This is a genomic window from Ectothiorhodospiraceae bacterium 2226, from assembly GCA_013348725.1.
Taxonomy (GTDB): domain Bacteria; phylum Pseudomonadota; class Gammaproteobacteria.
In genome coordinates, this window is record CP054689.1 from 667,374 (window position 1) to 688,192 (window position 20,819).

The 20,819-nt window shown below is 68.4% G+C and carries 21 protein-coding genes; 11 read left to right on the top strand and 10 right to left on the bottom strand.

Annotated elements, in window-relative coordinates; translation table 11 throughout:
* Nucleotides 1-298: 298 nt before the first annotated feature.
* From ispE to HUS23_03050, 3 genes are read right to left on the bottom strand one after another with little or no spacing between them, the layout of a single operon-like run.
* On the bottom strand, nt 299-1,192 hold the full coding sequence (gene ispE / locus HUS23_03040) for a 4-(cytidine 5'-diphospho)-2-C-methyl-D-erythritol kinase (GenBank protein ID QKT02856.1): 894 nt from the start codon (nt 1,190-1,192) through the stop codon (nt 299-301).
* A complete protein-coding gene (lolB, locus tag HUS23_03045; GenBank protein QKT02857.1) occupies nt 1,189-1,836 on the bottom strand; it encodes an outer membrane lipoprotein LolB in 648 nt (215 codons plus the stop codon). Before lolB ends, ispE begins: the two co-directional genes overlap by 4 nt.
* Nucleotides 1,833-3,554 (bottom strand): tetratricopeptide repeat protein, encoded by a 1,722-nt coding sequence (locus tag HUS23_03050; protein ID QKT02858.1) that lies wholly within the window; start codon nt 3,552-3,554, stop codon nt 1,833-1,835. The genes lolB and HUS23_03050 overlap by 4 nt, the downstream gene beginning before the upstream one ends.
* 137 nt (nt 3,555-3,691) lie before the next feature.
* Here HUS23_03050 and HUS23_03055 point away from each other — a divergent pair, with 137 nt between their 5' ends.
* From HUS23_03055 to moeB, 5 genes are all read left to right on the top strand, one after another.
* A complete protein-coding gene (locus HUS23_03055) occupies nt 3,692-4,951 on the top strand; it encodes a glutamyl-tRNA reductase (GenBank protein QKT02859.1) in 1,260 nt (419 codons plus the stop codon).
* Between the two features lie 4 nt (nt 4,952-4,955).
* Nucleotides 4,956-6,041, top strand: a complete 1,086-nt coding sequence (gene prfA, locus HUS23_03060; protein ID QKT02860.1) for a peptide chain release factor 1 — start codon at nt 4,956-4,958, stop codon at nt 6,039-6,041.
* The gene (gene prmC, locus HUS23_03065) at nt 6,041-6,907 is read left to right on the top strand and encodes a peptide chain release factor N(5)-glutamine methyltransferase (protein QKT02861.1); all 867 of its coding nucleotides are present in this window, start codon (nt 6,041-6,043) and stop codon (nt 6,905-6,907) included. Before prfA ends, prmC begins: the two co-directional genes overlap by 1 nt.
* 116 nt (nt 6,908-7,023) lie before the next feature.
* The gene (locus HUS23_03070; GenBank protein QKT04945.1) at nt 7,024-7,416 is read left to right on the top strand and encodes a hypothetical protein; all 393 of its coding nucleotides are present in this window, start codon (nt 7,024-7,026) and stop codon (nt 7,414-7,416) included.
* An 11-nt stretch (nt 7,417-7,427) separates the two neighbouring features.
* Nucleotides 7,428-8,210, top strand: a complete 783-nt coding sequence (gene moeB, locus HUS23_03075) for a molybdopterin-synthase adenylyltransferase MoeB (GenBank protein QKT02862.1) — start codon at nt 7,428-7,430, stop codon at nt 8,208-8,210.
* Here the strand turns inward: moeB and HUS23_03080 are convergent.
* Together HUS23_03080 and epmB are read right to left on the bottom strand one after the other, a co-directional pair.
* Nucleotides 8,194-10,347 carry an EAL domain-containing protein gene (locus HUS23_03080; GenBank protein ID QKT02863.1) on the bottom strand — a complete coding sequence of 718 codons (2,154 nt, stop codon included), beginning with the start codon at nt 10,345-10,347 and terminating at the stop codon, nt 8,194-8,196. The two genes, moeB and HUS23_03080, sit on opposite strands and share 17 nt — an antisense overlap.
* A 76-nt stretch (nt 10,348-10,423) precedes the next feature.
* Nucleotides 10,424-11,434: an EF-P beta-lysylation protein EpmB gene (gene epmB / locus HUS23_03085; protein QKT02864.1), complete on the bottom strand. Its 1,011-nt coding sequence runs from the start codon at nt 11,432-11,434 to the stop codon at nt 10,424-10,426.
* 51 nt (nt 11,435-11,485) lie between these two features.
* Between epmB and efp the strand changes: the two genes are divergently transcribed.
* Both efp and genX read left to right on the top strand, forming a co-directional pair.
* Complete coding sequence (efp, locus tag HUS23_03090; protein ID QKT02865.1) at nt 11,486-12,055, top strand: elongation factor P; 570 nt, start codon at nt 11,486-11,488, stop codon at nt 12,053-12,055.
* A 6-nt stretch (nt 12,056-12,061) separates the two neighbouring features.
* On the top strand, nt 12,062-13,036 hold the full coding sequence (gene genX / locus HUS23_03095; GenBank protein QKT02866.1) for an EF-P lysine aminoacylase GenX: 975 nt from the start codon (nt 12,062-12,064) through the stop codon (nt 13,034-13,036).
* Nucleotides 13,037-13,038: 2 nt separating this feature from the next.
* Here genX and HUS23_03100 read toward each other — a convergent pair whose 3' ends face one another.
* On the bottom strand, nt 13,039-13,221 hold the full coding sequence (locus tag HUS23_03100) for a DUF3330 domain-containing protein (GenBank protein ID QKT02867.1): 183 nt from the start codon (nt 13,219-13,221) through the stop codon (nt 13,039-13,041).
* 92 nt (nt 13,222-13,313) lie between these two features.
* Here HUS23_03100 and HUS23_03105 point away from each other — a divergent pair, with 92 nt between their 5' ends.
* Nucleotides 13,314-13,811, top strand: a complete 498-nt coding sequence (locus HUS23_03105; protein ID QKT02868.1) for a phosphatidylglycerophosphatase A — start codon at nt 13,314-13,316, stop codon at nt 13,809-13,811.
* A 25-nt stretch (nt 13,812-13,836) separates the two neighbouring features.
* Here HUS23_03105 and hslO read toward each other — a convergent pair whose 3' ends face one another.
* From hslO to gatC, 4 genes are all read right to left on the bottom strand, one after another.
* Nucleotides 13,837-14,727, bottom strand: a complete 891-nt coding sequence (gene hslO / locus HUS23_03110; protein QKT02869.1) for an Hsp33 family molecular chaperone HslO — start codon at nt 14,725-14,727, stop codon at nt 13,837-13,839.
* Nucleotides 14,728-14,935: 208 nt separating this feature from the next.
* Nucleotides 14,936-16,366, bottom strand: coding sequence for an Asp-tRNA(Asn)/Glu-tRNA(Gln) amidotransferase subunit GatB (gatB, locus tag HUS23_03115; protein ID QKT02870.1), 1,431 nt, complete (start codon nt 16,364-16,366; stop codon nt 14,936-14,938).
* A gap of 12 nt (nt 16,367-16,378) precedes the next feature.
* Nucleotides 16,379-17,833 (bottom strand): Asp-tRNA(Asn)/Glu-tRNA(Gln) amidotransferase subunit GatA, encoded by a 1,455-nt coding sequence (gene gatA, locus HUS23_03120; GenBank protein QKT02871.1) that lies wholly within the window; start codon nt 17,831-17,833, stop codon nt 16,379-16,381.
* A gap of 12 nt (nt 17,834-17,845) precedes the next feature.
* Entirely contained in the window at nt 17,846-18,133 is a 288-nt protein-coding gene (gene gatC / locus HUS23_03125) for an Asp-tRNA(Asn)/Glu-tRNA(Gln) amidotransferase subunit GatC (GenBank protein QKT02872.1), read from the bottom strand.
* Between the two features lie 125 nt (nt 18,134-18,258).
* Between gatC and HUS23_03130 the strand changes: the two genes are divergently transcribed.
* From HUS23_03130 to mreD, 3 genes are all read left to right on the top strand, one after another.
* On the top strand, nt 18,259-19,305 hold the full coding sequence (locus HUS23_03130; protein ID QKT02873.1) for a rod shape-determining protein: 1,047 nt from the start codon (nt 18,259-18,261) through the stop codon (nt 19,303-19,305).
* 95 nt (nt 19,306-19,400) lie between these two features.
* Complete coding sequence (gene mreC, locus HUS23_03135; GenBank protein ID QKT02874.1) at nt 19,401-20,330, top strand: rod shape-determining protein MreC; 930 nt, start codon at nt 19,401-19,403, stop codon at nt 20,328-20,330.
* Nucleotides 20,327-20,815: a rod shape-determining protein MreD gene (gene mreD, locus HUS23_03140; GenBank protein QKT02875.1), complete on the top strand. Its 489-nt coding sequence runs from the start codon at nt 20,327-20,329 to the stop codon at nt 20,813-20,815. Before mreC ends, mreD begins: the two co-directional genes overlap by 4 nt.
* The last annotated feature ends 4 nt before the right edge of the window (nt 20,816-20,819 follow it).

The window sequence follows — 20,819 nt, forward strand, 5'->3', positions numbered from 1 at the left end:
GCGGCGAAAACAAGTTTCCGCCTTGCTTCGCGCGCTTTACAGCGCGCGGCGGTGCTGCTGTTCCAACGGACACGAGCCATCCTGGCTCGGTCCTTTGACGCTGCGGCGAAAACAAGTTTCCGCCTTGCTTCGCGCGCTTTACAGCGCGCGGCGGTGCTTCCCTGCACCGCAGAACAATCGATCGTTCGGCGCAGTGCCGGTCACCGCCATCCAGGCCGGTCCTTTGACGCTGCGGCGAAAACGAGTTTCCGCCTGCGGCATGTCCCTGCGCGGCGGGACAATCGGACGATTTACTTTGCTACGCCTTCTCGTCCGTCGCTGCGGCAGCCGCGAGGCGCTCGAGCAGCGGCGAGCGGTTCAGGCCGCGGGTCACGTGTATCTGCCAAGCGGCGTCCACGATATCGGCGCGGAGCGCCGCGGCTTGGCGACGCGCCGCGCCTTCCTCGGCATGCGTGGCGAACACCGTGCAACCCGTGCCCGTGAGTCTAGCCCCTGGCCCCAACCGATCCAGCGCCCGGGCCACCAGCGGATAGCGCGCCCGCACCACAGGTTCGAACACGTTGGCGCACCTGCCGGACAGAAAGTCTTCTATTGTAACCGGCACGCAATCGCGCCGCAATTCGGGCGCCGCAAACACTTGGGCCGTGCTCACCGCGACAGGCGGCACCAGCAACACGTACCAGGGCTCCTCGAGAGGCGCCGAACTGAGGCGCTCGCCGACGCCTTCCGCCCACGCCGCCAGCCCGTGTACGAAGACCGGCACGTCCGCGCCCAGCGCAAGGCCGAGTTCCGCCAAGCGCGAGGCGGACCAATCCAACCCCCACAGGCGATTGAGTGCCACCAATACGGTGGCGGCATCCGAACTGCCGCCGCCGAGCCCAGCCCCCATCGGCAGGCATTTTCGCACCGCGATGTCGACGCCGAGCGCGGTGCCGCTCGCCGCCTGCAGGCGTCGCGCGGCGCGCACCACCAGGTCGACATCGGGCGCCACGCCCTCGAGCTCGCTCGCGCGCTGGATGGCCCCGTCTTGGCGCACGGCCAACTCCAGCGTGTCGGCGAGGTCCAGGAACTGAAATACGGTCTGCAGGGTGTGATAGCCGTCCGCGCGCCGGCCGGTAATGTGCAGGAAGAGATTCAGCTTGGCGGGGGCGGGCCAGGCGGCTCCCTCGGGGGCGGGCGCGGCCGGACTCACGACTCGCCCAGCGTCCAGGTGTCGACCACCACCCGCACGCGCAGATCGGCGTGCCGCAGCGCCAGGCGGTCGGGCACCGCCACCCCGCGCACATCGGTGTAGCGCTGGAAGGCGATGTGCCACCCGTCCTGTTCGAGCTCAAGCAACCGCCCTTGCGCATCCAGCTCGAAACGGCCGAGTGCGCCCGGCTGGGGCAGCCCGCGCATCCAGTAGCGCAGCCCGTTGACCGGCAGGCGCCAGCCGGTGTTTTCCTCCAGCAAGGCCTCCGGCGAAGCGGCCACACGCTGCTCGCTGCCCGAGTCGAGCACCACGCGGTAGGGATCGCCCGACAGGCGCACCGCGCCCTGCCCCATGGGACCGACCAGGTCGATCAGGTAGTGGTCGGCATCCTGCTGCCACTGCACGTTGGCGTGCCAGCCCTCGTGCGCGCTGCGAATCGCAAGCCGCCCCCGTACGCCCCAGACTGCCCATTCGGCGAGCTGCGCCTGACGCGCGGCCAGGGCCGCCTCGGCGCGCTCGCGCTCGGCCGCGCCCACCGCACGCTCACCCGGCGTCGCGCACCCGCCGAGCCCCAGCGCGACCAACGCGGCCAGCGCGGTGCCGAGCAGGCCGGCACGCCACCCTCGGTAAACGTCGCGCGTCACTTCTTGAAGCGCCGCACGGTTTCCTGCAACACCCGATGCTCGGGCGCCTCCTCGAGCGCCTTCTGCCACACCGAGCGCGCTTCCTGCTCGCGCCCGACCACCCACAGCACTTCGCCGAGGTGGGCCGCGATCTCGGGATCGTGCTCCAGCTCGAGGGCGCGCCGCAGATACTTCAGCGCCTCATCGAGCCGCCCCAGGCGGTAATAGACCCACCCCATGCTGTCGACGACCGCCGGGTCGTCGGGCATCAAGTCGTAGGCGCGGCGCACGTAGTCGTAGGCCTCCTGATGGCGATCGGTGCGGTCGGCGAGCGTGTAACCCAAAGCGTTCAGCGCGTGGGCATGCGCCGGATCCTGGTCGATGATCAGCCGCAGGTCGCGTTCCAACACCTCCAGGCGATCGAGGCGTTCGGCGACCAGGGCCCGGGCGTACAGCAGGTCGGCCTGATCCGGCATGTCGGCGAGCGCGGTGGTGTAGACGGCGAAGGCCTCCTCGTAATGCGCGGCCTGGCGCAGCAACTCGCCCTCGGCCAGGGTCACGCGTACGTAATCGACGTGATCCTCGACCTCGAAGCCGTGCAGGCGCTCGCGGGCGCCGTCGAGGTCGCCCTCGCGCGCCAGCACCCCGGCGGCGCGCAGCTGTGCGTCCAGGAAGTACTCGCCCGCGCCCACCACGTCGTACCAGCCGATGGCAGCCACGGCATCCTCGCGCGCCTCGGCGATCTGCCCCATGAAATAGCCGACCTCGTCGGTACGCTGGCCGGTCTGGGCGAGCTGGGTGAAATGACCCTCGGCCGCATCCAACTCGTTCAGCTGCATGGACAAGAGGGCCAGCGCGAACAAGGCATCGGCATTGTCCGGCGCCAGCTCGGATACGCGTTCGAACTGCACCCGCGCGTCATCCAGGCGACCCTCGTCGAGCAGCATGCGGGCGAAATGCAGCCGCAACTCGATGTTGTGCGGGGATTGGCGCAGGGCCGACTCCAGGTCCACCAGCGCCTGGTCGCCGCGCCCGTCGCGGCGCAGTACCACGGCGCGCAGCGTCAGCGCGAGCGGCCAAGCGGGCCGCGCCTCCAGCGCGCGATCGATGTGCGCCAGCGCCTCATCGGTGGCCCCTAGCTGCATGGCGAGATGGGCTTGGGCGTAATGCGCCTCCGCCTCATGCCCGCTGCGCTCGGCCACGCGGCGCAAGGTCTCGGCCGCCTCCTTGGGCTCGGTCTCGCGGGCCAGCAGGGTGGCGAGCACCAGATAGGCATCCATGGGCTCGCCTTCGCTGCGGCGCACCACCTGTTCCAATTCCTGCGCGGCCGCGTCCAACCGGCCCGCACGGACCAGCAGCACGCCGGCAACCTGGCGCGCGTCGAGGTTGTCCGGCTGCACCGAGACCCACAGGCGGGCGGCCTCCAAGGCGCGCTCATCCTGGCCGGTGTACATCGCCAGCTGCACCGCGCGCTCGACCACGCGCGGATCGCGGGAGATGCGCGCCGCGCCGAGGTAGGCGTCGAGCGCCATATCGGCGGCCCCGCGCTGCGCGGCGATCTCGCCGAACAGCAGGCGGAAGATAACCTCGGCCTCGCGCGGCGAGGTGGCGGGCGTGCGCGTGGCGGTGAACGCAGCGGGCTCGGCCTGCGGCTCGGCCCGCTCGGCCTGGTCGACGGGTGCCGACTGACAACCGCCGACGGCGAGCAGACTGACTAATACGGCAACGAAGGCGCGCATGACGGTTCTAATCCTGTGTGTGCGACGGTGCGGCGACAGGCGCCGAGTGTATATCCAATGCAGCATCTTTATAATATGCTACACGCCCGCAGGGCTGCCTGTCCCGGCGGGGTTCGGGCCCGACTCCTGGGAACACCATGGCGCTTCTGACCCTCGGTATCAATCACAAGACAGCACCGGTCGAGATCCGGGAGCGGCTGGCCTTCGCGCCGGACGCGCTCAAGGACGCTCTGCGTGACCTCGCGCGGCGCCAGCCGGTAGAGGAAGCGGCCATCCTGTCCACCTGCAATCGGACCGAGGTCTATTGTGGACTGGAACGACCCGATGCGCGCGCCGTAGTCGAGTGGCTGCGCGGCTACCACGGCCTGCAGCGCAGCGACGTGGAGCCCTACCTTTATCTACATCCGAATCAAGACGCCGTGCGCCACATGCTGCGCGTGGCCAGCGGACTCGATTCGCTGGTGCTCGGCGAGCCGCAGATCCTCGGCCAGATCAAGGGGGCCTACGGCACGGCGGCCGAAGCGGGCACCGTCGGCCGGCGCCTGGGCCGCCTGTTCCAGCACTCCTTCGCGGTCGCCAAGCGCGTGCGCACCGATACGGCCATCGGCTCGAGCCCGGTCTCGGTCGCCTTCGCTGCGGTGAGCCTGGCACGCCAGATATTCGGTGACCTGCGGGCGAACACGGCGCTGTTGATCGGCGCCGGCGAGACCGTGGAGCTGGTGGCGCGCCACCTCACCGAGAACGGCATCGCAAAGCTGTATATCGCCAACCGCACCCTGGCCCACGCCCAGCTGCTCGCCCAACAGTTTCAAGGCGAGGCGCTACCGCTGGACCAAGTGCCCGAGCGCCTGGCGGCGGCGGATATCGTCATCTCCTCCACCGCCAGCCCGTTGCCGATCCTCGGCAAGGGCGCGGTAGAGAGCGCCCTGCGCCGCCGCAAGCACCGCCCCATGTTCATGGTCGACATCGCCGTGCCGCGCGACATCGAGGCCGAGGTGGGCGAACTGGACGACGTCTATCTGTACACGGTCGACGACCTCAAGGACCTCATCGACGAGAACCTCGCCTCGCGCCGCGAAGCGGCCGCCCAGGCCGAGGAGATGATCGACGTGCAGGTGGCGCACTTCATGGGCTGGCTGCGCTCGTTGGAGTCGGTCGACGTCATCCGCGAGTACCGCGAACACAGCGAGGCGGTACGCGACAAGGTCGTCGCCGAGGCACAGCGCCAGATCGCGCGCGGCGTGGACCCGCAGTTGGTGGTTTCCGCCATGGGGCGGCTGCTGACCAACAAACTCATGCACCAGCCGAGCGCACAGCTGCGCCAGGCCGCGTACGACGACCGACGCGACGTCCTCGACGCCGCCCGTACCCTGCTACTCCCCAAGAACGACACCTGAATCCGTGAAACCGTCCATCCGCAGTAAGCTCGAGAATCTCTCCGAGCGCCTGCAGGAGCTTAGCGCCCTGTTGGCCGACCCGGAGACCCTCGCCCGCCAAGACCGCTTCCGGTCGCTGTCCAAGGAATACGCCGAGCTCGAGCCGGTGGTGAAGGCCTACGCCGACTTTCGCGCCGCCGCGGAAGACATCGAGCAGGCCCAGACCATGCTGCGCGACAGCGACAGCGCCATGCGCGAGCTGGCCGAAGAGGAGCTGGAGACCGCGCGTGCGCGCCAGGGCGCGCTCGAGCACCAGTTGCAGCGCCTGTTGCTGCCGCGCGACCCGCACGACGAGCGCAACATCTACCTCGAGATCCGCGCCGGCACCGGCGGCGACGAGGCCGCCTTGTTCGCCGGGGACCTGTACCGCATGTACGCGCGCTACGCCGAGCAGCGCCGCTGGCAGGTCGAGATCATCAGCGAGAGCCCCGGCGAGCACGGCGGCTACAAGGAACTGGTGCTGCGCGTGGCCGGCCAGGGCGCCTATTCGCGCCTCAAGTTCGAATCGGGCGGCCACCGGGTGCAACGCGTGCCGGCCACCGAGAGCCAGGGCCGCATCCACACCTCGGCCTGCACCGTGGCGGTACTGCCCGAGGTCGATGAAGTCGACCACATCGACATCAGCCCCGCCGAGCTGCGCATCGACACCTTCCGCGCCTCGGGCGCTGGCGGCCAGCACGTCAATAAGACCGACTCGGCCATCCGCATTACCCACCTGCCCACCGGCATGGTGGTGGAATGTCAGGACGAGCGCTCGCAGCACAAGAACCGGGCGCGCGCCATGGCGCTGCTGCAGTCGCGTCTGCTCGCCGAGCAGCAGGAGAAGCAGCAGGCCGAACAGGACGCCACGCGCCGCCTGCTGGTCGGCAGCGGCGACCGCTCCGAGCGCATCCGCACCTACAACTTCCCGCAGGGACGGCTGACCGATCACCGCATCAACCTCACCGTGTACAAGCTGCAGGACATCCTGCAGGGCAACCTCGACGAGGTCATCAACCCATTGATCAACGAGTACCAGGCGGATCAACTCGCCGCACTCGGCGAAGCCTGATGGTCGCGCCCGCCGCGCAGGAGACCCTCGGCGCTCGGCTGCGGGCGGCCGCGGCGCGGCTCGAGGGGGTTTGCGCCACCGCCCGCCTCGACGCCGAGGTGCTGCTGGCCCACACGCTGCAGCGCGACCGCGCGTATCTACGGGCGCACCTGGACGACCCACTGCCGCCGCCGGCCGCTTCCGCATATGCGCAGCTCGTGGCGCGTCGTGCGCAAGGCGTGCCCGTCGCCTATCTCACGGGGGTGCAGGAGTTCTGGTCGCTGCCGCTGCGGGTCAGCGAGGCCGCGCTGGTGCCGCGCGCCGATACCGAGTTGCTGGTGGAGTTGGCCCTGCAGCTGCTGCCGCCTGAGCGCGAGGCGGCGGTCGCCGATCTCGGTACCGGCACCGGCGCGGTGGCGATCGCCCTGGCGCGCGAGCGCCCGCGCGCCCGCATGGTGGCAACCGAGGCCTGCGCGGCGGCCCGGGCCCTTGCGCAGTCCAACATCGAGCGCTGGGCGCCGGGTGGTGTCGACCTGCGCGCGGCGCGCAGCGGCTGGTTCGACGCCTTGCACGACGAACGCTACGATCTCATCCTCTCCAACCCGCCCTACATCGCGGCGCACGACCCGCACCTCGAGGCGGACGGCGTGCGCTACGAGCCGCGCCTCGCCCTGGTTTCCGGTCCCGACGGGCTCGACGCCCTGCGCGCGATCATCGCTGGGGCCGCCGCGCACCTGCACGGCGGCGGCTGGCTACTGCTGGAACACGGCTTCCAGCAGGGCGAGGCCGTGCGGGCACTGCTGTCGGCCCACGGTTACGTGGAGGTTGCCACCCATGCCGACCTCGCCGGCCAGCCGCGGGTGAGCGCCGGGCGCCGCGCCGGCTGAGCGACCGCCGGCTTGAAAATCGTCTCCGGCGCGGTAGCATGGCTCGAAGCGGTCCCAGCTTGGGAGCAGCCCGCGAGTTGCTTCGAAACCCATACGCGATGCGCGAGCCGGTGGTCATGGACAGCGATACCCTCAGAGCACGGGAGCTGACGTTCTGCCCCCTGCACCCGGACGCCGATCAGGCGCACACCGCGGCGCAGCTGCTGGCGGCGCTCCCCGGTGTCCTCGCCGCCGAGGCGCAAGCGCCCACCCAGCTCGCCATCCGCTACGACCTGCGCGCCATCTGCCTGCTCGATCTGGAACATGTCCTCGATGACGCGGGACTGCACCTCGACAACAGCCTGCTGCAACGCCTCAAACGCGCGCTGATCCACTACACCGAAGAGACCCTGCGGGCCAACCTCGCCAGCGACGAGGACCCCACCCGCCAGGTGTTCGTGCATCGCTACCGCCGACTGCGCCATGGCTGCCGCGACCGACGGCCCGACCACTGGCGCCACTATCTTTGAGAGCGCCTCCCATGAACGATGAACAGCTGCTGCGCTATAGCCGGCAGATCCTGTTGCCCGAGGTAGGCGTCGAGGGTCAACAGCGCCTGCTCGAGGCGCGCGTGCTGGTGGTGGGCCTGGGCGGCCTCGGCTCGCCGGTCGCCATGTACCTCGCCGCGGCGGGCGTGGGGCACCTGGTGCTAGCCGATTTCGACCATGTCGATCTGTCCAACCTGCAGCGTCAGATCATCCACACCACCGCCGAGGTGGGCCGCGCAAAGGTCGACTCGGCGCGCGCCCGCCTCGCCGCCTTGAATCCGGACGTGCGCATCGACACGCTGCCGGTCGTCCTGGAAGGCGAACAGCTCGCCCGCGAGGTGGCGGCGGCCGACGCGGTGGTCGACGCGACCGACAACTTCGCCATCCGTTTTGCGCTCAACGCCGCCTGCGTCGCGCACGGCACGCCGCTGATCTCAGGGGCGGCGATCCGCATGGAAGGTCAGGTCGCGGTGTTCGATCCGCGGCACGACGGCCCCTGCTATCGCTGTCTGTACAAAGAGGGCGAGGAACTGGGCGAGACCTGCTCACAGACGGGGGTACTCGCGCCGGTGGTCGGCATGATCGGGTCCGTGCAGGCCACCGAAACGTTGAAGGTGCTGATGGGGGTGGGCGAACCCCTGCGCGGCCGCCTGCTGATGCTCGATGCCTACCGCATGGAGTGGCGCAGCCTGCGTCTGCCGCGCGATCCGCACTGCCCGGTCTGTGCGAGCCCCGGCACGCGGCCACAGGCCGGCGCGGCTAGCCCAACTGGCTGAAGTCGTAGCCCATCACCGCCTGCGGTTCCTGCAGGAAATTACCCTGGATGTAGTCCATGCCGACCTGCCAGAGGTACGTGAGGCAGTTGGCATCCTCGACGTACACCGCGACACACTGCTTGTTCAGCCCGTGGATATGCTCCACCAGCTTGCTCAGGGTGGCCTGTTTCGCCTCGCTCTGCGTCAAGCCATTGATGATGCTCCCGTCCAGCTTCAGGAAGTCCACGTCCAGATGGTTAAGCGCGCCCCAGGTGTCGCGCTCGGTGCCGAAATGCGTCAGCGCCACGCGACAACGCACCTGATGCAGGGCGCCGACGAGCAATTTCGCCTGCTTCAGGTGCGTCAGCGCGACCGGCTCGCTGATCTCGAACACCAGGCTGTCGGCCTCCAGGCGTGCCAGCCGGATGCGCTCGACGATCCACTGCAGCAGGCGCGGCTCGCTCAAGGAGGCGCCCGAGATCCTGATAAAGAAACTGCCCTGCTGACCCGCCGCGCGCCGCTGCGCCAGCACCTGGAGTGCATTGGCGATCACCCAGCGGTCGATGTAGGACATCAGGCCGGTGCGCTCGGCGAAAGGCATGAAGATGTCCGGCAGCACGTCGCCGCCCTCCTGATCGAGCATCCGTACCGCCACCTCGTACTTCTCGGCCGATTCCCCGCGCAGGCTGGCGATGGGCTGATACACCAACCGGAAGCGGTTGTTCTTGAGCGCGGTCTTGATGAGCGCGCTCCAGCGCACCACTTCTTCGCGGTCGCCCTGGACGTGCGCCGCGGCATGCACGAGATGGAAGCGGTTGCCGCCCTCGGCGTGGGCAAGACCACAGCCCTTCTCCGCGGTCGCCAGCACGTCCTGCACGCTGGTCGTCGTCTCGTTCAGCAGGCTGATGCCGATGCTCGCAGTGGTGGTCACCGATTTGCCGCCGACCTCGGAGATATGCCCCGCGACTCGCGGTATTAGGCACTGGGCGAGCTTCTCCGCGGCCGCCGCGTCGGCGCCCGGCAGCAGGACGGTGTAGGCCTTGGCCTCGAAGCGCGCGAGCGTCGTCTTCCCGCCGCAGGCACCCTGCAGCAGGCGCGCGATGTCGGCCAGGACGACGTCACTACCCGCGATACCCACTTCTTCCTTGATGGCCTTGAACTTGTCCAGCGTCAGGTACAAGACCGCGGCCCGTTGTGAACCGTCGCGCGCTTGGGCGATGGTCTCTTCCAGCAGATCGAGGAAATAGCGACGGTTATACAGACCGGTGAGCAGGTCCTGGGTGGTGAGCGAGGCGAGTTGCTGTTCCAGTTCCTTATCGCGTGACTGATCGCGAATGATGATCTGCATGCACGGCTCGCCGTCCATGCGCGAGGGCTGAAACGCCATGCTCACGTCAAATGCTTTGCCGTCGGCGCGCTGGCCCCGCAAGGAAAGCGTCGCCTCCTTGACCTTGCCGCGGTCGTAGTCGCGCAGGAACTCTTTGAAGCGACCTTGATCCTCGCCGTCCACCATATCCATCACCGGCAGCGCCTCGAGGTCGTCGAAGCTTTCGTAGCCGAATAGCTTGAGGTAAGAGGGGTTGGCGTAGATGTGCATGCCGCCGTGTACGAATGCCACGGCATCGCGCGAACTGGCGATGAACTCGCGCGCTTGGCGCTCGGTCTCCCACAGCAGCTTCTGGCATTGCCGATGGCGACGGCGCTCGAGCAGGTCTGCATACTCGCGCTCCACGGCGTGACGAAAGCGCTCCGGGTCGAGTTCCCACACCGCATCGCGCGCCCCCGCGCGGAATGCCGCCGTAACCGCCTGGCTGGCCAGCGCCTCGTCCAGCCCGGGCGGCAACAACAGGACGAAGGGCGCATCCTTACCGAGGCGGCGTATGAGTTCCACCGCCGCGGGCGATGCGAGGCCGCCGACTTCGGGCCGGCCGAGCACTAGATCGATCACCTCGCTCTCGAGGATCGCCTGCGCCTCATCCGCCCGCTCGGCGCGCTGGGCGCGCAGCCGATGACCCGCCGAACGCAACACGTTCAGCAGCCGCTCCATGTCGTTGGAGGAAGGATGCAGGAACAGCAGGCGTAACTGCTCGTCGTCGGGCGCCAGCGCGCCCGCGACGGCGGCGGCCTGCGCGGCGGAGGAGTTCGTGTCGTGTGACATGCGGGCGATTATTGTGATCGAGTCGTGGTTTGTGTCGTTTTACCGCATCGCATAGCGGACGCGCCAGCGCCCGCCACTAGATAAGCGGACGTTTATATTCCTCACCCGCCACTTCGCGCACCAGGCGCGGCACGAGGTAGCCGGGCAGCGCGGCGCGCAGCTCGTGCATAAGTGCCTGCGCCCGCGCCTCCTCCACCTCGAAGTGGGCGGCCCCTGCCACCCGGTCGAGCAGGTGCAGGTAGTAGGGCAGCACGCCCTGTGCGAACAGGCCCTCGCTGAGATCGCGAAGCGCACCGGCGTCGTCGTTCACGCCGCGCAGCAAGACCGCTTGGTTGAGCAGCGTCGCGCCCGCTGTGCGCAAGGCGCCGAACCCAGCGGCCACCTCGCCGTCGAGTTCCCGCGCATGGTTGCAGTGCACCACCACGACGGTTTGCCAAGGCAGGGCCTCCAGCCAGGCCAGCAGGCCCTCGTCCACCCGCTCGGGCAGCACGATGGGCAGCCGCGTGTGCAGACGCAGACGCCGCACGTGGCGGATGCCGCGCAAGGCGTCGGTGAATTCGTGCAGGCTGCGGTCGGCGAGCATCAGGGGGTCGCCGCCGCTCAGGATCACCTCTTCGATGGTGTCATCGCCGGCGATGTAGTCCAGCGCTCCGCGCCAGTTCGCGGCACGCGCGTTCGCCTCCTGATAGGGAAACGCGCGCCGGAAACAATAGCGGCAGTGCACGGCGCAGGCACCGGTCGCAACCAGCAACACGCGCCCGCGGTATTTGTGCAACACGCCGGGGGCGGCCACCGCGCCCAGATCGCCCACCGGGTCGAACCCGAAGCCCGGCACGGCGCGCCCCTCCTCGGCTACCGGCAGCACCTGCAGCAACAGGGGATCGTGCCGATCGCCGGGGCGCATGCGCCGCATGAAGCCGCGCGGTACGCGCAGCGGAAACTGCGCCAGCCCTGCGCGCACGCCCGGACCGTCCTCGGGCGGCAAACCGAGCAGCGTCAGCAGTTCGGCGGGCGTGCGCACCGCGTCGGCCAGCGCCCGCTGCCACGAGGTCGGCCCCTGCCCCCGCGCCGTGCTTCGCGCTATCATAGGCGCCTTACTCCTGCCCCCGGCGGCACCTGCGCGAACGACGAGGAACCGATGGCTTCATATGGAATGAACGACTTCAAAAACGGGCTCAAGGTCATGCTGGACGGCGATCCCGCCGTCGTGGTGGACACCGAGTTCGTCAAGCCCGGCAAGGGCCAGGCGTTCACGCGCGTCAAGATGCGCAACCTGAAGACGCGGCGCATCATCGAGCGCACCTTCAAGTCGGGCGAGTCGCTGGACAGTGCCGACGTCATGGACACCGAGATGCAGTACCTGTATTCGGACGGCGAATACTACCACTTTATGCACCCCGAGAGCTTCGAGCAGGTGGCGGCCGACGAGGCCGCGGTGGAAGACGCCAAGCAGTGGCTGAAGGAACAGGACTTCTGCACCGTGACGCTGTGGAACGGCGTCCCCATCGCGGTCACGCCGCCCAACTTCGTGGTCATGCGAATCGCCGAGACCGACCCCGGCGTGCGCGGCGACACCGCCAGCGGCGGCGGCAAGCCCGCCACGCTGGAGTCGGGCGCGGTGGTGAAGGTGCCCCTGTTTCTGGACGTCGGCGAACTCATCAAGGTGGATACCCGCACGGGCGAGTACGTCGGGCGCGCGAAGGAGTAGGTCGCCATGACCGTCGGCGAGGACTGGCGCCCCAGCGCGCCGCTCGCCACGCTGCAGGCGCGGGCGCGGATGCTGGCCGGCATTCGCGCCTTTTTTGCGGCGCGCGACGTCCTGGAGGTGGAAACGCCCATCCTCGCGCGCACCGGCAGCCCCGACCTGCACCTTGCCTCGCTCTGCACCGACTACCACGGCCCGCACGGCGGGCGGCTGTACCTGCAGACCTCGCCCGAGTACCACATGAAGCGCCTGCTCGCCGCCGGCAGCGGACCCATTTATCAGGTCTGCAAGGTGTTCCGCGACGGCGAGGCCGGGCGGCTGCACAATCCCGAGTTCACCCTGCTGGAGTGGTATCGCCCCGGTTTCGATCACCACCGGCTGATGGACGAGGTGCGCGACCTGGTACGCGCCCTGCTCGGGCCGCTGGACGAAGAGCGCATGACCTACCGCGCGGCCTTCCAGCGGGCGCTCGACCTCGATCCCTTGCAAGCCCCTGCCGCCGAACTGGCCGCGACCGCCGCGGCGCAAGGCATACGGGTGCAGGGGCTCGAGCCGACCGAGACCGCGCGCGACGCCTGGCTCGACCTGCTGCTCACGCACTGCGTGGAACCCACCCTGGGCCGGGATACGCTGACCTTTCTGTATGAGTATCCCGCCAGCCAAGCGGCCTTGGCGCGCCTGGCACCGCACGATCCGCGCGTCGCCGAGCGCTTCGAGCTGTACCTGCACGGCGTGGAGCTCGCCAACGGCTTCCACGAACTCGCCGACGCCGAAGAGCAAGGCCGGCGCTTCGCCGCGGACAACGCCGCACGCGCAGCGGCAGGCCTACCCCGCGTCGAGCCTGACGAGCGCCTGCTCACCGCCCTGCGCGCCGGGCTGGGCGACTGCGCCGGGGTCGCCTTGGGTGTGGATCGATTATTGATGCTGGCCGTGGGTGCGCGGGCGCTGGAAGAGGTCGTCGCCTTCCCGGTGGCCCGCGCCTGAGGTCAACGCGGTGACTGCGGGTTCTTTTCCCGCTTCCACGCGTCCATGCACTCGACGCCGCAGAAGTGCAGCACGTACTCGCCGCCTTCCGAGGTGACGACGGTGGACGCGGGGATCTCCTTCTTGCATTGCGCGCAGCTCAGGTGTTCCGGTTCCTTGGGCTGCGGACGTGTCTCGGTACTCATACACACTCCTTCTCGAATCGAACGCTTTCCCAAAGTCTAGCGTCCGCGCGGCGGCGGGTGGGTACAATGGCGGGCTCGCACCGGGAGACCTTATGCGATCCAAACACGAACAACCCCGCCGCGCGCCGCAGGTATGGCGCAAACCGAGCCATTTTCTGGCGTTCGGCTTCGGCAGCGGACTCGCGCGCTTCGCCCCCGGCACCTGGGGCACTGTGGCCGCCATCCCGCTCTATCTCGTCATGGCGCCCCTGACGTTCTGGGCCTACCTCGGTGTGACGGCGCTGCTGTTCGGCATCGGCGTATGGCTGTGCGAGGTGACCTCCCGCGACCTCGGGGTGCACGACCATCCGGGCATCGTGTGGGACGAGATCGTGGGTTACCTCATCGCGATGGCGGCCGCGCCGGTCGGCTGGGCCTGGATGTTGGCGGGCTTTGTCCTGTTCCGGCTGTTCGACATCTGGAAGCCGTGGCCCATCCGCCGGCTGGATCGGCAGGTGAGCGGCGGCTTCGGCATCATGGTGGACGACGTCCTGGCGGGAGTGTACGCGGCGGTGCTGCTCGCGCTAGCAGCTTGGCTGCTCGGCGCTTGAGCGAAGCGGCCTCGAACGCGCGCGTTCAATGGCGGGTGGGCGGCACCGGCGGCGCGGAGGCGTCCGCAGCGAACAGCTGTTCGGCGTCCACCGGATCGAAGCGGTAAGTGGCACCGCAGAACTCGCAGGTGACTTCCACTTTGCTCTGCTCCTCGATGATGCTCTGCACCTCCTCGTGGCCGAGGCCGCGCAGCATGGCGCTGACCCGCTCGCGCGAGCACGAGCAGCGGAAACTCATCGGCTCGGGCTCGAACAGGCGCACGTCCTCTTCGTGAAACAGGCGCCGCACCAGTTGCAGGGGATGCAGCTCCAGCAGCTCTTCGCGTTTCACCGTCTCGGCGAGCATCTGCGCGCGGTTCCAGATGTCGGGGTCCTCGCCGCTGTGGTCCCGCGGTAGGCGCTGCAGCAACATGCCCGCCGCCCCTTGCGGGGTGGCCGTCAGCCACAGACGCGTGTCGAGCTGCTCGGAGCGCATCAAGTACTCCTGCAGCGCCTCGGCCAGGGTGTCGCCCTCCAGGCTGACGATGCCCTGATACCGCTCGGGGCTGTGACGCGGTTCGATGGTGATCGCGAGGCGACCCTCGCCGGTGGCCTGGCGTAGCGACCCGGCCGGCACCTCGCCCGCCCAGCGCGCCAGCGCGCGGATGGTACGCTCGCTGGTGCATTCCACCACCATCATGTAGAGCGGCCCCTTACCCTCGATCTGCAGGGTCAGCGAGCCCTCGTACTTGAGCGTGGAGGACAACAGCGCCGCGGCGGCGGTCAGTTCACCGAGGAGGTCGCGTACCACGGTGGGATAGTCCTGGCGCCGCAGCACCTCCTGCCAAGTGGCATCGAGATGCACCACCTCGCCGCGGATGGCGGCCTGCTCGAACAGGAAACGTTGCAGGGAGTCGTTGTGGCGTGTGAGATCCATCGCGGGTCCTTCCGTGATAGGGGCGCGCCGCAGGCGGCGGCGCGCCGGGCCGTTAGGGAAGGTCTGAAATAAATCCATCCTGGATTTCTCAGACCACGCAAAGCGAAAAGCGTGGTTTTCACTTTGCTTCGTGATCAACGGCTTGCAGCCGCTGATCACGGCGGCACCTCCCTGTGCCGCGGGAAGCTCTGAATAAATCAGAGCTTCCTCAGGCGAGCTTGCGCTTGAGCAGCTCGTTCACCTGCGCGGGGTTCGCCTTGCCCTGCGTGGCCTTCATGACCTGGCCGACGAAGAAGCCGAACAGCTTGTCCTTGCCCGCGCGGTACTGCTCGAGCTGCTGGGGATTGCCGGCGATCACCTCGTCGATCACCGTCTCGATCGCGCTGGTGTCGGTGATTTGTTTGAGGCCCTTCGCCTCGATCACCGCATCGGCGTCACCCTCGCCGTTCCACATCGCCTCGAAAACGTCCTTGGCGATCTTGCCGGAGATGGTGTTGTCGGTGATGCGCTGGAGCATGCCGCCCAGCATGGCGGGCGAGACCGGGCTTGCCGTAATCTCGATCCCATCCTTGTTGAGCGCGGCGGACAGCTCGCCCATCACCCAGTTGGCGGCGAGACGCGCATCACCCGCGTCCTTGGCGACGGCCTCGTAGTAATCGGCCATCTCGCGCGAGGCGGTCAGCACGCCGGCCTCGTAGGCACCGAGCTCGTACTCGTGCTGGAAACGCTCCTTCTTGGCGTCGGGCAACTCGGGCAGCTCGCCGCGCACCTCTTCGATGAAGGCCTCGCTCACCGCCAGCGGCAGCAGGTCGGGGTCGGGGAAGTAGCGGTAGTCGTGCGACTCCTCCTTGCCGCGCATGCCGCGCGTCTCACCCTTGTCCGAGTCGTACAGGCGTGTCTCCTGAATCACCTTGCCACCGGACTCGATGAGCGCGATCTGGCGCTCGATCTCATAGTTGATGGCGCGCTCGACGAAACGGAAGGAGTTGACGTTCTTGATCTCGGCACGCGTGCCGAAGGCGCTCTGCCCTTTCGGGCGCACCGACACGTTGGCGTCGCAGCGGAACGAGCCCTCCTGCATGTTGCCGTCACAGATCTCGAGGTAGCGCACCAGCGAGTGCAGCTTCTTCATGTACGCCACGGCCTCCTTGGCCGAGCGCAGATCCGGCTCCGACACGATCTCGAGCAGCGGCGTACCGGCGCGGTTCAGGTCGATGCCCGTCATGCCGTGGTAGTCCTCGTGCAGGGACTTGCCGGCGTCCTCCTCGAGGTGCGCGCGGGTGATCCCCACGCGCTTGACGCTGCCGTCCTCGAGCTCCACGTTCAGGTGGCCGAGCTCAACGATCGGCAGCTCGTACTGGCTGATCTGGTAGCCCTTGGGCAGATCAGGATAGAAGTAGTTCTTGCGCGCGAACACCGACTGCGGCGCGATGCGCGCCCCGACCGCCAGACCGAACTTGACCGCCATGCGCACCACGCCCTCGTTCAGCACGGGCAGTACGCCGGGCAGGCCGAGATCGACCGCGCAGGCCTGGGTGTTCGGCGCCGCGCCGTAGGCGGTGGGCGCGCCGGAGAAGATTTTGCTCTTGGTGGCGAGCTGGGCGTGGACTTCCAGCCCGATGACCGCTTCCCATTCCATGACGTTGAACCCCTACTCGAAGCCCGGCGGGACGCGCCGGTGCCAGTCGGTGGCCTGCTGGTAACGATGCGCGACGTTCAACAGGCGCGCCTCGTCGAAGTGCTTGCCGATGAGCTGCAGCCCCACCGGCAGGTCGTCGGCGAAGCCGGCCGGGATGGACATGCCCGGCAGACCGGCGAGATTCGCCGCGATGGTGTAGATGTCCGACAGGTACATGGACACCGGATCTTCGGTGCGCTCGCCGATGCGGAAGGCGACCGTCGGCGAGGTCGGCCCCATGATCACGTCCACCTGCTCGAAGGCGCGCGCGAAATCGTCGCGGATCAGGCGGCGCAGCTGCTGCGCCTTGTTGTAATAGGCGTCGTAATAGCCGGCCGAGAGCGCGTAGGTGCCGATCATGATGCGGCGCTTGACCTCGGCGCCGAAGCCCTCGCCGCGCGAGCGCTTGTAGAGGTCCTCGAGATCGCGCGGCTGCTCGCAGCGGTAGCCAAAGCGCACGCCGTCGTAGCGCGACAGGTTCGAAGAGGCCTCGGCCGGGGCGACCACGTAATAGGTGGGCACCGACAGCCCGACGTTGGGCAGGTCGATCTCCACCAGCGTGGCGCCGAGTGCCTCGTACTCCTTCAGCGCCGTGTCCAGCGCGGCACGCACGCCGTCCTGCATGCCCTCGCCGAAGAACTCGCGCGGCAGCCCGATGCGCAGGCCCTTCAGGTCCTGTTCCAGCCCCGCGCTGTAGTCGGGAACGGGCTGCTCCACGCTGGTGGAATCGAGCGGATCGAAACCGGCCATCGCCTGCAGCACCAGGGCCGCGTCGGCGGCGCTGGTCGTCATCGGCCCGGCCTGATCCAGGCTGGAGGCGAAGGCGATCATGCCGTAGCGCGACACCCGCCCGTAGGTCGGCTTGATGCCGGTGATGCCGCACAGCGCCGCCGGCTGCCGGATGGAGCCCCCCGTGTCGGTGCCGGTCGCCAGTGGCGCAAGACGCGCGGCGACCGCGGCCGCCGAGCCGCCCGAGGAGCCGCCCGGCACCGTGTCCGGGTTCCAGGGATTCTTGACCGCCCCGTAGTGACTGGTCTCGTTGGAGGAGCCCATGGCGAACTCGTCCATATTGGCCTTGCCGAGCATCACCATGCCGGCCTCGGCCAGACGCCGCACCACGGTCGCATCATAAGGCGCGACGAAGTTGTGCAGCATGCGCGAGCCGCAGGTGGTGAGCACGCCGTCGGTGCAGAAGATGTCCTTGTGCACCATGGGGACGCCGGTGAGCGGACCGCCCTCGCCGCGCGCCAGGCGCGCATCGGCCGCGCGCGCCTGCGCCAGCGCCTGCTCGGGCGTCAGCGTCACGCAGCAATTGAGCGCGGGGTTGGACTGCTCGAGGCGCGCAAGGTAGGCGCGCGTCAGCTCTTCGCTGGAGAACTCGCGCGCGGCCAGGCCGGCGGCGAGCTCCACGATGGTCTTGTCGTGCATATTTAGGGTGTCTTACTCGATGACCTTGGGGACCAGATAGAGGCCGTCCTCCACCTGGGGCGCGATCGCCTGAAAACGCTCGCGCTGGTCGGTCTCGCTTACCGCGTCCGGGCGCAGGCGCTGCACCGCGTCCAGCGGGTGCGCCATCGGCGTCACGCCCTGGGTGGCCACGGCATTCATTTGCTCGACCAAATCGAGTATGCGCGAGAGATTGCGCGCATACTCCGGAACGTCCTCGTCCCGAATGGCCAGACGCGCCAGCTGCGCGATTTTTTCTACGTCCGCCTTCTCTAGTGACATGCTGGACCTGGTTTTGTGACAGGGGTTGGCAAACCACCGAAGTTACCACATCCGCCATCTTGCCCAAAGTCCCGGCAGTCATTAAAGTACCCGCACGCTTCAACCCTACGGACCCCGCGCTTCCCATGCTAAAACGCCTACGAGGTATCTTCTCCAACGACATCTCTATCGATCTCGGAACCGCCAACACGTTGATTTACGTGCGCGGGCAGGGGATCGTGCTGGATGAACCTTCGGTAGTGGCCATTCGTCAGGATCGTGGCCCCGGCGGACCAAAAAGCATCGCGGCGGTCGGGTTGGAAGCCAAGCGCATGCTGGGCCGCACGCCCGGCAACATCGTGGCCATCCGACCCATGAAAGACGGCGTAATTGCCGACTTCACGGTCACCGAGAAGATGCTGCAGCACTTTATCCATAAAGTGCATAAAACCCGCTTCCTGCACCCCAGCCCGCGGGTACTGATCTGCGTCCCCTGTGGATCCACCCAGGTGGAACGCCGCGCGATCCGCGAGTCGGCCGCCGGCGCGGGCGCCCGCGAGGTCTACTTGATCGACGAGCCGCTCGCGGCCGCCATCGGCGCCGGCATGCCGATCAGCGAGGCGCACGGCTCCATGGTGCTCGATATCGGCGGCGGCACCAGCGAGGTGGCGATCATCTCGCTCTCGGGCGTGGTGTATGCCGCCTCGGTGCGCATCGGCGGCGACCGCTTCGACGACGCCATCATCAACTACGTACGCCGCAACTATGGCATCCTGATCGGCGAGGCCACTGCCGAGCGCATCAAGCACACCATCGGCTCGGCCTATCCGGGCAGCGAAGTGCGCGAACTCGAGGTGCGCGGCCGCAACCTGGCCGAAGGCATCCCGCGCACCTTCACGCTGAACAGCAACGAGATCCTGGAAGCCCTGCAGGAGCCGCTGTCCGGCATCGTCAGCGCGGTGCGCACGGCGCTGGAGCAGACGCCGCCGGAACTGGGCGCCGACATCGCCGAGCGCGGCCTGGTGCTCACCGGCGGCGGCGCGCTGCTGCGCGACCTCGACCGCCTGCTGATGGAAGAGACCAGCCTGCCGGTGCTGGTGGCCGATGAGCCGCTCACCTGCGTCGCGCGCGGCGGCGGGCGGGCGCTCGAGATGATCGACGAGCACGGCGGAGACCTGCTCAGCACAGAATAAGCGCCCACGCGCCGGCGGGGCGGTTCGATCCACGGACGGGGTATTCGCAATAATCCACTGCGGGGGCCAAGGCCGTCCTCCGCCTGTGAACATCCGTGGAGGTCGCCATCAAACGGCTGTTCATCCAGGGTCCATCGCTCACCGCGCGGGTCGTCCTGCTGAGCCTGCTATCCGTGGTGCTGATGACGTTGGACCATCGGGAAGGACACTTGGACGCCGTGCGTGGCACCCTCGCCCTCGCGCTCGCCCCCCTGCAGTACGCGGTGGATCTGCCGGCGAGCGCGGGCGACTGGGCGGTGGAGGCCTTCAGCACCCAGCGCCACCTGCGCGATGACAACGACCGTCTGCGCACCCAGAACCTGCTGCTCAAGGCGCAGATGCAGAAAATGGCTTCCCTGGAGTCCGAAAACCAGCGCCTGCGCGCCCTGCTGCACTCCTCAGAGCGTGTCGCGGAGCGCACCCTGATCGCCGAGCTACTGGCGGTGGATCTCGATCCGTACCGCCGCAAGGTCGTGCTCAATCGCGGCGGGCGCCATGGCGTGTTCGCCGGCCAGCCGCTGCTCGACGCCTACGGGGTCATGGGGCAGATCACCCACACCTCGGCATTGACCAGCACCGCCCTGCTCATCACCGACCCCGCGCACGCGGTCCCGGTGCAGGTCAATCGCAACGGCCTGCGCGCGCTGGCGGTCGGCACCGGCGCCGACAACCAGTTGGAATTGCCCCACTTGCCGAACAATGCCGACATCGTGCCCGGTGACCTGCTGGTCACCTCGGGCCTCGGGGGCCGGTTCCCCGCCGGCTACCCGGTCGGTACGGTGGTGCGCGTCGACTCCCAGCCGGGGCTGCCCTTCGCGCGCGTGGTCGCCGAGCCCACCGCCCAACTCGACCGCAGCCGCCAAGTCCTGCTGGTGTGGCTGGAGGAGCGCGCCACGCAGGCGGTGGCGGACGCAGCGCCCGAGCCGGCCGGGACCCTCCAGGACGCACCGCTCGCCGCGGAGCGGCTGGACGCCGACGCACCATGAAGGGCGTCGGCGCCCAAGGCGTGCTGGTCATCGGCGCCTCCTTTGCCGTCGCCCTCGCGCTGACCGTGCTGCCGCTGCCCGGCTGGACCAGCGCCGCGCGGCCCGAATGGGTGGCGCTGGTGCTGATTTACTGGTGTATGGCGGTGCCCTCCCGCGTCGGCGTGGGGGTGGGCTGGGGCGTGGGCCTGCTGCTCGACGTGATGCGCGGCGCCGTGCTCGGTCAGCATGCCCTGTCGCTGGCCATCGTGGCCTACCTCACCCTGAAGCTGCACCAGCGCGTGCGCGTCTACCCGCTCTGGCAGCAGGCGCTGAGCATCCTGGTGCTGATCGCATTGCACCAAATGATTCTGTTGTGGATTCGCGGCATCACCGGTCAAGCGCCCGCCGGCTGGGATTACTGGACGCCCTCGCTCACCAGCATGCTGTTGTGGCCATGGCTGTTCCTCATCCTGCGCGACGTTCGGCGCCGCTTCCAGATCAGCTGAGGGG